This window comes from Nostoc sp. ChiQUE02, assembly GCF_034531305.2.
Taxonomy (GTDB): Bacteria; Cyanobacteriota; Cyanobacteriia; order Cyanobacteriales; family Nostocaceae; genus Nostoc.
In genome coordinates this window covers 30,829-44,160 of sequence record NZ_JAVRBN020000010.1, presented here as the reverse complement: position 1 = coordinate 44,160, position 13,332 = coordinate 30,829, and the positions used below count along the sequence as shown (strand labels likewise).

Here is a 13,332-nt window from a genome sequence, read left to right as displayed (position 1 = left end):
AAAAGAGGCAGGGGGGCAGGGAGCAGGGAGCAGAGGGGAAAACTTTTCTCCTTGCTTCTTTTCCTGCGTTCCCACTCGCCATTACTCATTACTAAGCTGCAAAACTTGCACTTCTTCTTGTGAAGAAATTAATGTTTTACCCACCGGGAGAACAGCTAAGGCATTGGTTTGAGCTAAATTAATTAAATTGCCGGAACTGTGACTACCACCAGCTTTGTGAAATTCGTAAACTCCATCAATTAAATGCAATTTACCCCAAAGGTAAGTTTCACGCTTGCCATCCGATCGCAATTCATGATGCGATCGCACTTTCAAAAATACTGGTTCCCAACCTTCAGTAATTCCCGAAAGTTTCTTGATTGCTGGTAGCACAAACCGCCAAAATGTCACCAACACAGCAGCAGGGTTTCCTGGTAAACCAAAATAAAGTGGGGAACGAGTAGAGACGCGATTAATCGCGTCTGTACTGGCATGATTAATCGCGTCTGTACTGGCGTGATTAATCGCGTCTGTATTGGGGAAAGTGGCGACGGTAAGGGGTTTTCCTGGTCTCATTTCCACAGCCCGAATGTGGATTTTTGCTCCTAGCGACTCTATAATTTTGTCAACATAGTCATAATCTCCTACAGAGACGCCACCAGAAGAGAGAACTATATCAGCGATCGCAACGGCATGGGTAATGACTTTCTCCAGAGCAACTGGATCATCCTTAACAATACCTAAAATTAACGGTTCTGCCCCACTCTCCTTTACCAAAGCTGCCAGCGCATACTGATTGGAATCCACAATCTGCCCTGGTTGCAGTGGTTGATCGACTGTCACCAACTCATCACCAGTGGAAAAAATTGCCACACGTGGACGACGATAAACATTTAATTGCGGGCATTGTGCTGCTGCCAATACGGCAATTTCTGGAGCCTTTAACTTAATTCCTGCTGGTAGTAGTTGTGTTCCAGCTTGGTAAAAAGATGCTTTGTGTCTGACAAATTCTTGCAGTTTTGGCGCATCCAGAATAAATACGCGGTTTTCCTCCCGACGTGTCTTTTCTTGGATGACTACAGTATCCGCACCTGCTGGGATCGCCGCACCTGTGAAAATCCGCGCGGCTTGCCCTGGTTGAATCGTAGACTTGGGCTGATACCCAGCCGGAATCTCTTCAACAATTTCTAAAACGGCTGGTTGTTCGGTGCTAGAGTGCTGCACATCTTGATAGCGAACTGCGTAACCATCCATTGCCGAATTATCCCAATGGGGAAAATCTAGGGGACTGGTGACAGGTGTTGCCAAAATGCGACTATCGGCTGCCAATAAATCTACAACTTCTGTATCCCGTTGATCGTCCAACGGTTGGACTAAATTTAAAATAATTGCTTCTGCATCGCTGACTGATAACATAGCGATCGCCTCCGACTTTTTTCTTTATCCCTGTAAAGTAACACTGAGTCTACTCTTGAGTAGCTTTGTCCAGATTTCTCTGAGCGCTAAATCCCAAGCTACACACTGCTAGTAAACCTATAATTATGCTCCCTTCGGGGACTTTGGATACCTTAACCGAATTGTTACTTAAATCTAGTATTTGCTTTGTGCCTGCTGCATCTCTATTGTTAAAACCAAATTCTTTAGCTAGAACCTCATCACTAAAACCTTCGTCTATGAGTGCGAGATTATTATTGAGCCATGTATCACCAGGAAGGTTATCATCCTTGCCAACATCAAATGGGCCAAAGATTTGCTGAGTAGTGTTATCAAAATTGAATCTCAAAAAGCTGTAGTTAGATACACCATTAAGCACTGGGGTGAAACTATTTATGAGAGTACTCAAGGGATCAAAGAAGGAAATTGAGAGGGACTGCAAGTTCTTCGTAGCTCCCAAACCTGCTTCAGAAATTACGCTTGGAGCAGTTGTTGTATCGTAGTTAAATGAACCTTTAACTGAATAACCAGTGTCTCCCTTCCAGTTAAAGTTGAACTCAGCAGCATGAGCTAAATCGTTAGTTGTGATGGCGATCGCTAATACTAAAGCAGTAGTCGTCACCATACTAATAGCTGTTTTAGTAAACAGATGTGTCATAGATACAACTTCCAAATTAATTAAAATTAAGTTTCTACAACAATACAATATTTCTCAAAAACAGAATGAAAGCTCAAGCCATTCTGGGAAAGTTAGCAGGAATCAAGAAAATAGGAAGTTTTCTTCGGTAGTAGTGTTTACGAAGGTTCAGAGATATAGACACTCACTAAAAAATAACGCTTTCATTGCTCAGTAGATATCGAATTTAAGTAAGGCGGCGAGAAAAATTCAATGTATATAATAACTTCATATACATAAAGGCACTGAACTCTGATCCTAAGCCCTTCGGACAGGCTGCACGAACGGACACGCATTGATGTTTGGACTTGTTTGTATTTTTCTTTATTCTTCCAAAACTTGCAACCCTACCCCTACACCCAGTCTAGGTAAAGGTTTCAGCTTTTATTAGTCCGATTTTAGTAATCATGGTAGTATTACTGTTGTTAACCTTATACAAGCTTAACTTTTAAAAAATTAAAAACCAGAATTTGTAATTGCTTAGGTTAAATGCTACTTCAATCTCTAGCCGTGAATTGTAGTTGATATTTATCAAGAAAAACAGGGGACGGGAGGAAAACTGCCGTCTGCTTTATAAAACCAACCAGAGGGAGCAAGGGTCTAAGACCCCACTGTTGTGTCAGCTTCCCGCAGGGTAAGGCTTTTTACGTGGCTCGAAATCATCCGGAGTTGAATTCTCTTAGAGTTTGCTCCTCCTGCCTTCTGCCTCCTTAAAAAATTTTATGAATGTAACCCCTGCTCAAGTTTATATTCTGGGTGGTGGATTTGCTGGACTATACACTGCTTTGCAGTTGGATAGATTCCCTTGGAAGCGATCGCTCAAACCTCAGATTACTCTGATTGATAAAAACGACCGGTTTCTATTTACACCATTTCTTTATGAATTCGTTACGCAAGAATTCCAGCAGTGGGAAATTGCACCTCCCTATCTCAAGTTACTAGTAGGTACTGATATTCAGTTTTGTCGAGGTACAGTAGAGCAAGTTGATCTCAAAAATCGCCAAGTGCGATTGCAAGCAGGACAGGTCTTAACCTACGATAGACTAGTCTTGGCAGTAGGAAGAGAGACCTCGTTAGACATTATTCCTGGTGCTGCTAGCTATGCTTTACCCTTTCGGACACTAGCTGATGCAGACCGACTTAAAGCAAAACTGCGATCTCTAGAAGCTTCAGAACAATCTATCATCCGAGTTGCGATCGCAGGTGGTGGCCCAAGTGGTGTAGAGTTAGCCGGCAAACTGGCTGACCGTTTGCAAGAGCGAGGTCAGATACACCTGATTGAACGAGGGGCAACACTTCTGAAGTCCTTTACAACCTTTAGCCAGAAAACAGCCCATCAGGTTTTAGCAGCACATCGAGTCAGAGTTGATCTCGAAACCAACATTCAATCTATAGGTTATGACTCCATGACCCTAGAAAACCAGGGTCAAGTGAAAACAGTTGCCGTAGACTTAGTACTTTGGACGGCAGGGACTGGTGTCAACTCATCCTTGCGGCATCTAGATTGTCGGCAAAACCCTCAAGGTCAACTGCTGACTCGTCCGACACTACAACTGGTAGATTATCCAGAAGTCTTTGCCTTAGGTGATTTAGCCAATATCTGCGATTACCGAGGTAAACCAATCCCGGCTACAGCACAGTCTGCTTACCAACAGGCTAGTTGTGCCGCCTATAACCTCCGAGCTTCGCTTACCAAACGTTCTCTGCGCCACTTTCACTATCTGCATTTAGGAGAAATGCTCACCTTGGGCATAAACACAGCGATCGTTTCTAGTCTCGGCTTCATTAATCTCAAGGGATATATAGGACATCTAAGTCGCCAATTAGTTTATCTACTACTGCGAATGCCAACTCTTAGACATCGCATACAAGTCGGCAAGCATTGGCTATTCAGATTCTTTCACATCTGGTTGTCTGGGAACAGATCAAAGCGCAGAGTAAGTAAAAATCGCTGGCAGTCAGCTAGCTATGCTGACCGGGACTCGCGGAAAACTGTAGATAATAATTCAGTTAACCAACATAAGTAACCATTACGAACATTACACAAGGAAGGTAGAAATTTCATGATATCCAACGTATCTTTAAAAGCAAAAGTAGAGAGATTTTATAAACACAATAAAACTCTTGTACTCATTCATTCATTAGTTGCTCTTCTGTGGCCCATAGCCGTTTGGTTGATGTACCTCCTGTTTCCCGATCAACTGAAAACTAGAATACTGCTTTCAAGAGTCATCTTCATTGCCATTTGTCTTCAACTCCTTGTGCTGGGAGTTCAAAAACGCCATTTTGTAGTCAAAAAAATTAGGGAATTTTTTACAGGAACAACATATCCCATTAACCTAGCTATATTTCGGATTCTTCTTTTTGAATCAATATTTAGTCTTGACCTTTCACAAATTGTATGGTTTAGCGAACTACCAAAAGAGCTTCTGTTTCCGCCAATTGGTTCAGGATGGTTAATTAATATTATTCCGATAAATGCAACAATAGCTCAGATAGGTACTTTACTATTAAAAATATTTTCATTTACAGCCATGATTGGGCTTTTTACGCGTACCTCTGCATGGCTAACCGTGATCCTGAGTTTCTACGTTCTTGGTATTCCCCAGTTTTATGGAAAGGTAGATCACTACCATCATTTATTATGGTTTGCGGCAATTTTGGCTGCTAGTCCATGTGCCGATGTTTTATCATTAGATGCTATTTTTAAGTCCTGGAAACGGGCTGACCGCGGTCAATTAGAATCTCCTGGCTTATCTAGAGCCTATGCACTACCCTTACGTTTTATCTGGCTTTTATTAAGTATCATTTATCTTTTTCCAGGACTTTATAAATTATTGAATTCTGGTTTTGATTGGGCGTTCAGCGAGAATCTAAAATATCGGCTCTATTCAATATGGCTGGATCGAGACGGGTGGATACCAGCGTTTAGATTAGATCAGTATCCGGTCTTGTATCAACTGTCAGCGCTTGGCTCAATCTTTTTTGAATTGTCTTTTATTTTTCTAATATTCTTTTCTAGAACTCGAACTGTACTGCCGTTTGCAGGATTCAGTTTTCATTTTATGATTTATCAGCTAATGAAAATTGACTTCACAAGTCTTCTAAAAGCCTACGTAACATTCTTTGATTTCAATGCTATTTTTCATGGGATTGGGCATCGGCTTTTCCCCAAAGATATGTATGTTGTCTACGACGGTAACTGCAAACTCTGTCGTCGAACAATTGCTACTTTAAGAGTATTTGATATTTTGGGACGGTTAACATTTGTCAATGCGTTGGATAATCAAGCTCTAACCAACCACAATCTCCTTTGGTTAGACTCACAGGCACTGATGGCTGATATGCACACAGTTTTTGAAACAAAGTCTTGGAAGGGTTTCTTAGCCTATCGTGTTTTATTACGGAGAATGCCGATTCTGTGGCCAATCTTACCTTTGCTGTATGTTTGGCCTATACCAGTAATTGCCAAGCGAATTTATCGGCGTGTTGCCGATTCTCGTACCTGTAGTCTGCCTCAGGCAGAGATTCCTAAGATTTCAAAACCAAATTACCAACCACGAACTTATTCGCAAGTAGTCATGGTGGTGGGCACTACATTGTGTATCGCCAATCTTATAGCTGGTTTGACTGTGGTTTACACTGGTTGGCCCTTTTCCGCCTATCCCCCATTTGCCTCACTTTCAGGCCCACAAACAGTAATTCTTGAACTTGTCCCTATAAGCTCAACAGGTACACCTATTCCCTCTGCTCCAAAAGACCTCAAAAAAGAATTTGCTGCTCATAGATTTACTGGCTTGACTAAATCAATTCTTAAAGAAACTGACGACCCAATTAAGAAACAGCAACAACTCAACGCACTTTGGCAGGTGTATAGCCGTAGTTACCCCGAATTCCAGCAAGCCAAGTCAGTTAAATTTTATGAAACTACAATATGGAATGCTCCTGAAAGGCGACTAGAGAAGCCAATTCAGCAATCGCTGATATTTGAACTAAATTTAAAACCCAAATCTTAAGTAAGTCGGGGAGAAAATTTCCAAGTATGCAACGAAATGTTAAGCAGAGCTATTGCAGAAGGCAGGAGGCAGTTGCACAAATTTCTGTTGGTTGGCTGGTTTTTTTGAGTTCAGAGGGCAGCCAGCAGCCAAGTCATCACCTTAATATTAAAAACAGGAGCAATCATTATTTCCCAACCCCTAAATAAAAATACTTGTTTTGTATGACAATCGAACGAGTTCCCCAAAAACACTATCCCAAGGCTGAGATTAGGCGGCGAGGTATGGCATTGGGACTTGATTTCCTCGCTGTCTGGTTAGTCAGTTCCCTACTGGGAGGCGGCGATATCGGGATTCAATTTGTGCAAATCCTAGTTTTTGTCATATTTTGGCTAGTTTTGCGGGTGCTGCTGGTATACAACAATCAAGGGCAAAGTTTAGGGCGTTGGGCATTCGATTTAAAGGTGTTGGAAGTCGAAGATGGGCAAGTAATGGGTAGAATTCCAGATTTGCTCTCACTAGTGAAGCGAGAGGCGATCATCGGCTTGGGTGCTCTTTTGGTGTCAATTGCTCTAAGCAATATTAGAGCCAATCCCACTGCTATACTGCTAGTACTTCCCCTAGCAATTGATTGTGGGACTGCTTTCTCTGATGCCCAGATGCGGCAGGCTTTACACGATCGCTATTGTGGAACTTTCATAGTTTCGTCGCGTCGTGGCTACTCGCTTGATATAAAAGTCAAAAAATTAGTTGAAAATATCCGGCGGAATGTGAGAAGATAGTCATTTGTGTTAATTCTCTTCAGGCTTCACTGTTTGTAAGATTATGGCTAAGAGTAAAGGTGCCCGCATTATTGTGACACTAGAGTGTACCGAGTGTCGGACAAATTCAGACAAGCGTTCTGCTGGTGTTTCACGTTATACCAGTACCAAGAATCGCCGCAACACCACTAACCGGCTAGAACTGAAAAAGTTCTGCACCCACTGCAACAAACATACCGTTCACAAGGAAATTAAGTAGAGATGAGTTATTTCCGTCGTCGCCTTTCTCCGATCAAGCCGGGAGAACCAATCGATTATAAAGATGTTGATTTATTGCGTAAGTTTGTCACCGAGCGGGGTAAAATACTGCCACGTCGGATTACTGGGCTAACGTCTCAGCAACAACGAGAGTTGACATTAGCAATTAAACGTTCGCGGATTGTGGCTTTGTTGCCATTTATTAATGCCGAAGGCTAAAAAGAGGAGAGACGCGACGCCAGTCACTACAACGGGGAGCCACTCCGTTGGGCGGCTTTGCCGACTTGAAGGAAGTGGCGTGGGAACCCCCCTTCGGGTTCACCAGTCGCCTACAGCGGGAAACCCGCCTACAGCGCTGGATTCACCGCAACGCGCTGGCTATTAATCGCGTCTGTACAGGAGAGACGCGATTATACTCTTACGAGAAGCCGCTCTTCGAGCGTCTACGCGTCTGTACAGGAGTTAAGAATCAAAACTCCTAACTCCTAACTTAAAACTATTTAAACTGTTCACCAAATTAAAGTGCGAGAGTTGTGGAGAAGGGGACGCTAGTTGAATTTAGGGTTCAAGGCGATCGCCGTCTGGGCATCGTAGAACGTCCAGACGGTAAAACCCGCTGGTTTGTGGTAGACGAACGTGGTCAATCCCACAGCCTCGCGCCTAGACAAATAACCTATACAGTTACCAAAGAGACTTACAAGCCCTCTGAGATTGCCAGCTTTTTGGAGCAGGTCAAGCCTTATTTAGACCCATCTAGTTTAGAAGTGGCTTGGGAATTACTGGTTGAAGATGGGGAAACAGTCACCCCAGAGCAAATGGCGTATCTGCTATTTTCAGAATCAGCCGCACCTCATTGTTACGCCGCTTATTGCTTGTTGTCAGACGACAAACTTTATTTCAAGCAAAAAGGAGACGCTTACGAACCGCGAACTGCTGCTCAGGTGGCAGAACGCAAGCACCAGATGGAAGTAGAGGCACTAAAAGCTAAGGGACAGCAGGAATTTTTAACTCGTGTAGAGCAGGCGCTCAAAGGTGAGGCAGTAGAGTGGCAGCGCCACGATCGCCAGCGTTTAGAAGGACTAGAAAAATACGCAGCGCTGCTTGCTGACACCGTGCGGACGGGAGTAAATTATGACTCCTTGGCTCGCGCTTATCCGCCAAGCGCTCCAGTATTAGAAACTATGACCATGCTGGGACGACCCACAACACCCCAAGGAGCCTTTCAACTGTTGGTGGATTTGGGTTGCTGGAGTCCTTATGAAAACTTGTTCCTGCGTCGTTCTTCAATTCCGATTCAATTTCCTCATAAGGTATTAGAAGTGGCGCAACAGCGTTTGGATTTCCCGCCGATTGACTCAGATGCAAACCGTCTGGATCTGACTCACCTGAAGGTCTACACCATTGATGATGAAACTACCACAGAGATCGACGATGGTCTGAGTTGGGAAGTACTCTCCGATGGACGGGAACGCCTGTGGGTGCATATTGCCGATCCCACTAGATGGTTAGTGCCCGAAGATGAATTAGATTTAGAAGCCAGAAAGCGGGGTAGCACAGTCTATTTACCTACGGGAATGATTCCCATGTTCCCAGAGGTATTGGCAACTGGGCCAATGAGTCTGATCCAGGGAAAAGTTTGTTGCGCCCTCAGTTTCGGGATTATTTTAGGTACAACTGGGGTAGTAGAAGATTACAGCATTCATACCAGCTTGATTAAGCCGACTTATCGCCTCACCTACGAAGATGTAGATGAAATGCTGCAATTACGGGTGCAAGCAGAACCGGAAATTGCTGCGATCGCTACTTGGGCACAGCGGCGCAAAGCTTGGCGTTACGCTCAAGGGGCAATTAGCATCACTATGCCCGAAGCGACGATCAAAGTCAAAGGTGAGGAAATCCACATTGACATTTTGGACGATTCCCCGTCGCGCCAACTGGTAGCAGAAATGATGATTGTTGCCGGTGAAGTTGCGGCTCGTTATGGTAAAGCTCATAACATACCTTTGCCGTTTCGCGGTCAGCCGCAACCAGAATTACCTCCAGATGAGGAATTGCTCCTACTTCCCGCCGGATTCGTTCGCGCTTGCGCTATGCGTCGTTGTATGCCCAAGAGTGAAATGAGCATTACGCCTTTGCGTCATGCTGGTTTGGGTTTGGATACCTACACCCAAGCAACTTCTCCCATCCGCCGCTACAGTGACTTACTGACTCACTTCCAACTTAAAGCCCATTTGCGGGGTGAAGTTCTGCCATTTTCCGCAGAACAACTTAAAGAAGTGATGATGACTGTCACCGGCATTACCCAAGAGGTGACGATGGTGGAACGACAAACGAATAGATATTATGCTCTAGAGTATTTACGCCGTCATCCAGAGGAAACTTGGGATGTAACAGTGTTGATGTGGCTGCGAGAAGACAGCAACTTAGCCCTAATTTTGATAGAAGATTTGGGCTTGCAGTTGCCAATGAGTTTCAAACGTTCTGTGAACTTGGGTGAACAGATAGTGGTGAAAGTTAGCCACGCCGATCCACAAAAAGATATGATCCAGTTTCAAGAAATAATTTATCAAGAAGCTCAAACAGCAGCGAATTAACCTTGCTCCAACTCCTTTCGGTTAGCATATAGAGTAAATTGAATGAGGTAATAATTGTAAATATATTTTTGACCCCAGAATTGGAGCAGTTGGTTAAGGATAAAGTTAATAGTGGTCTATATCACTCAGTAAGTGAGGTGATGGGTGAAGCATTAAGATTGCTAGATGAACGCGATGCCTGCGGCGGGCTACGCCAACGCGTTCAAGAACAACGTCTAGCAGAATTGAAAGCTAAAATCCAAGAAGGTATTGAAGAACTCGAACGTGGTGAAGGAATTGATGGTGAAGAGGTATTTGCAGAAATAGAGGAAGACATTCGACGCGCCCAAGCCCAAATGCAACAAGCTGAAGCTGCTAAATAATGAGTAGGTGTATTTTAGCGCCTTCAGCTAGATTAGATTTGAAAGAAATTAGCAGTTATATTGCCCGCTATAATCTTGATGCGGCTCGAAGACTCAACTAAAAAATTAAACAGCAGTGTAAACTGTTGGCTGATTTTCCTAATATGGGACAAAGTTTCGATACTTTTGTCAGTGGTTTACGGAGTTTCCCAGTAGAAGATTACTTAATATTTTATCGTCCCATTGATGGCGGTGTGGAAATTGTACGTATTGTCAGTGGTTATTTTAGAGACAGCTTTCTTAAGTGAGGATATTCCTTAAAATTGTATTTGATGTAAGCGATCGCTTGATCTCGAAATATGTCAATAAATGATAACAAAGTCATTATTTTTGATACCACCATGCGTGACGGAGAATTGACACCTGGTGTAAAGATGAATCTGCAACAAAAAATTACCATCTCCCAATTACTCGAAGAAATGGGAGTAGATATTATTGAAGTTGGTTATCCAGCAAGTTCTCAAAAAGATTTTGATGAAGTCTTTCAAATTTCTAAAATAATTAAAAATTGTACTATCTGTGGACTAGCGAGTTCTAATCCCAATGAAATTATCACTCTTGCTGAAGCAATTAAACCAGCTATAAAAGGTAGAATTCACACTTATACTCCGGTAAATCTTAAAAATCAATCTAAATTAAGTAAAGAAGAAGTATTAACATCAATAAAAGAGAGTGTTTCTCTAGCACACAATTACTGTGACGATGTAGAATGGAGCGCTTTTGATGCTCCCAGAAGTGAACCAGATTTTTTGTGTAAATCTATTGAAACTGCAATCAAGAGTGGTGCTACTACTGTTAGTATTCCTGATAGCTTAGGTTTGGCATCGCCAGAAGAGTTTTCGCAACTTCTGCAAATGATTTTTAATCGAGTACCTAATATTAATGAAGTTGTCATTTCAGTACACTGTCATGATGATTTGGGCATGGCAGTAGACAATTCACTCATTGCTTTAAGTTGTGGTGTGAGGCAAATTGAATGTGCAATTAATGGTTTGGGTGCGAGAAAAGGCAATGCAGATTTCAGTCAAGTTGTGATAGAGGTTTTAAAACAGGGGAATTATCAACTTGGGATTAACACTTCGTTAATGAGTAAAGCAGCAGAGTTAATTTTTCAAATAACTGGGATTGGAAAAGCAAAATAGCTATATAGCAATCCCAAATCATTCGTGAGAAACAAAATCCCCGACTTTTTTGAGAAGTCGGGGATCTACGGCTTGCAATTTACCACCCTTAACTCAATACGGTTCATTTAAGGACTCTGGCAAAAATTTTGGGTTTTCGAGACGCGATAAATCGCCGTCTCCACAAGTGTTTTGGTCTTATCTGAACTGTATTGGCCGTTAACTGACTACTGCTTCAGCTTTTTCTTCTACTTTTTCCTTCACTAGCACATAAGGCGTTTCTGCACCTTGTGCTAGATATTCAGCTAGCTGACTTTCAATTTGATCGCGCACTATTTGGCGATACTCTAGAAAATGCTCGTTGTGGGCACAAGCAGCGATGTAATGCTCAATAACTCCAGGGTTACGCTTGAGAATGCTAAACAAATGATGCCAGAATTTCCAGCGCGTTTCCCGTTTGATTCCTTGTCGCCAAATTACAATTAGTAGCGCTTTAATAACTACCCACTCTGGCATTTTGGCTGGTGCTTTCCAACTTGGCAAACCCATCATCAAGAAACAGCGATAGGTGCGATCCAGGTATTGCACTGGGTCATATAAAGTACAAAACGCCTCAATATATTCTCTGGCAAGTTCTTCCAGGGGACGGGTGGGCAGGAAGTTCATCAATGTTGTTTGGTTGATGTTGCCATCTTGGTTTTCCCGTAGTCGTCCTTCTTTTTTCAAGCGATGCCAAAGCGCGGTGTTAGGTAACGCTTGCAACATGGCAAAGGTAGTAGAGGGAATTGCTGCTTGTTCAGCAAAGCGGACAATGCGATCGCCTGCACCTGCTTTTTCGCCATCAAACCCGATAATAAACCCAGCCATTGGGCGCAATCCCGCTTTGGTGATGGTTTGCACTGCCTCAGTTAGAGAACTGCGAGTATTTTGAAACTTCTTGGTCATTTGCAAACTATCCTCATCCGGCGTTTCGATTCCCAAAAACACCGCCGAGAAACCACACTCAACCATCAACTCCAACATTTCTTGGTCTTGTGCCAAGTCAACTGAAGCTTCCGTGTCAAATCGGAAGGGATACTTATGTTCTGCCATCCAGACTTTTAGCTCTTTCAGCAACAATTTCACATTTCGCTTGTTGCCAATAAAGTTGTCATCCACCATGAACACACCCCGCCGCCAACCCAATTCATAGAGACAATCTAACTCTGCTAACAATTGGGCTGGGGTTTTGGTGCGTGGTTTGCGCCCGTAGAGAACAATAATGTCGCAAAATTCGCACTGGAAGGGACACCCACGCGAAAACTGCACCGACATCATGTCATAGGCATTCAATTCTAATAAATCAAAACGGGGTATTGGTGTACTTGTGACATCAGGCTTTTCTGTGGCGCGGAAAGTGCCGGATGTGTCTCCCCTTTTGATTGCCTCAATAAACATGGGCAGGGTGATTTCCCCTTCATCCAAAATTAGAAAATCTGCGCCAACATTTTCAACTTCATGAGGTACAGAAGTGGGGTAAGGGCCGCCAACTGCGACTAGCTTGCCACGTTTTTTTGCTTCCTGAATTTGCTCAAGTAAATCTTGTTTCTGGACAATCATCGCCGAGAGAATTACTACATCTGCCCATGCCCATTCTGCTTCTGTTGCTGGGCGGATGTTGCGATCGACCAGCTTGAATTCCCATTCTTGGGGGAGAATTGCGGCTACTGTTACTAAACCCAGAGGTGGTAATAAAACCTTGCGATCGACTAACTCCAAGATTTTTTCATAAGACCAAAAGGTTTTGGGAAATATTGGATACACTAACAAGATTCGCATGTAGTATCAATCCTCACACTTTGATTGTTATCCCACTCTAACGAAAATAAAGAGTTATTGACTTTTTATTAAAGTTGTTTTATTTTACCACTGATATTTTTACCTCAAATCGGCGACTAGTACAGTACGGCGTAAATCCAGCTACTATCTCAATTAACCAGACAAGTTGCTCAGAGAAACTGGTTAAAGATAGGTAAAATTTCGCCTGTACTAGGCTTTCTTTAAAAAGACTCCCACATATATAAGAATTATTGTCATTTAGCTGTATCGTAAAAAAAGAAGCAAATTAGAAAAC

12 protein-coding genes are annotated in these 13,332 nt (G+C 42.9%); 9 read left to right on the top strand and 3 right to left on the bottom strand.

The features are described from left to right. Positions 1 to 81: 81 nt before the first annotated feature. The gene (locus RM347_RS12935; protein WP_322720369.1) at positions 82 to 1,395 is read right to left on the bottom strand and encodes a molybdopterin molybdotransferase MoeA; all 1,314 of its coding nucleotides are present in this window, start codon (positions 1,393 to 1,395) and stop codon (positions 82 to 84) included. Positions 1,396 to 1,444: 49 nt separating this feature from the next. After that, positions 1,445 to 2,071 (bottom strand): PEP-CTERM sorting domain-containing protein, encoded by a 627-nt coding sequence (locus tag RM347_RS12930; RefSeq protein ID WP_322720370.1) that lies wholly within the window; start codon positions 2,069 to 2,071, stop codon positions 1,445 to 1,447. 740 nt (positions 2,072 to 2,811) lie between these two features. Between RM347_RS12930 and RM347_RS12925 the strand changes: the two genes are divergently transcribed. The 9 genes from RM347_RS12925 (at position 2,812) to RM347_RS12885 (ending at position 11,240) form a co-directional block, all read left to right on the top strand. After that, entirely contained in the window at positions 2,812 to 4,116 is a 1,305-nt protein-coding gene (locus RM347_RS12925; protein WP_322720371.1) for an NAD(P)/FAD-dependent oxidoreductase, read from the top strand. A gap of 36 nt (positions 4,117 to 4,152) precedes the next feature. After that, a complete protein-coding gene (locus tag RM347_RS12920; protein WP_322720372.1) occupies positions 4,153 to 6,105 on the top strand; it encodes a DCC1-like thiol-disulfide oxidoreductase family protein in 1,953 nt (650 codons plus the stop codon). Positions 6,106 to 6,308: 203 nt separating this feature from the next. Continuing rightward, positions 6,309 to 6,866, top strand: coding sequence for an RDD family protein (locus RM347_RS12915; RefSeq protein ID WP_322720373.1), 558 nt, complete (start codon positions 6,309 to 6,311; stop codon positions 6,864 to 6,866). A 43-nt stretch (positions 6,867 to 6,909) separates the two neighbouring features. After that, positions 6,910 to 7,104, top strand: a complete 195-nt coding sequence (gene rpmG / locus RM347_RS12910) for a 50S ribosomal protein L33 (RefSeq protein ID WP_094333178.1) — start codon at positions 6,910 to 6,912, stop codon at positions 7,102 to 7,104. Positions 7,105 to 7,106: 2 nt separating this feature from the next. Beyond that, positions 7,107 to 7,322 (top strand): 30S ribosomal protein S18, encoded by a 216-nt coding sequence (gene rpsR, locus RM347_RS12905; protein WP_012411240.1) that lies wholly within the window; start codon positions 7,107 to 7,109, stop codon positions 7,320 to 7,322. 314 nt (positions 7,323 to 7,636) lie between these two features. Further along, entirely contained in the window at positions 7,637 to 9,697 is a 2,061-nt protein-coding gene (locus RM347_RS12900) for a ribonuclease catalytic domain-containing protein (protein ID WP_322720375.1), read from the top strand. A 68-nt stretch (positions 9,698 to 9,765) separates the two neighbouring features. Next, a complete protein-coding gene (locus RM347_RS12895; RefSeq protein WP_322720376.1) occupies positions 9,766 to 10,059 on the top strand; it encodes a ribbon-helix-helix domain-containing protein in 294 nt (97 codons plus the stop codon). A 104-nt stretch (positions 10,060 to 10,163) separates the two neighbouring features. Further along, entirely contained in the window at positions 10,164 to 10,346 is a 183-nt protein-coding gene (locus RM347_RS12890) for a type II toxin-antitoxin system RelE/ParE family toxin (protein WP_416211927.1), read from the top strand. Positions 10,347 to 10,397: 51 nt separating this feature from the next. Further along, positions 10,398 to 11,240 (top strand): 2-isopropylmalate synthase, encoded by an 843-nt coding sequence (locus tag RM347_RS12885; RefSeq protein ID WP_322720378.1) that lies wholly within the window; start codon positions 10,398 to 10,400, stop codon positions 11,238 to 11,240. Between the two features lie 198 nt (positions 11,241 to 11,438). Here RM347_RS12885 and RM347_RS12880 read toward each other — a convergent pair whose 3' ends face one another. Then, positions 11,439 to 13,037: a B12-binding domain-containing radical SAM protein gene (locus tag RM347_RS12880; RefSeq protein ID WP_322720379.1), complete on the bottom strand. Its 1,599-nt coding sequence runs from the start codon at positions 13,035 to 13,037 to the stop codon at positions 11,439 to 11,441. Between the last annotated feature and the right edge of the window lie 295 nt (positions 13,038 to 13,332).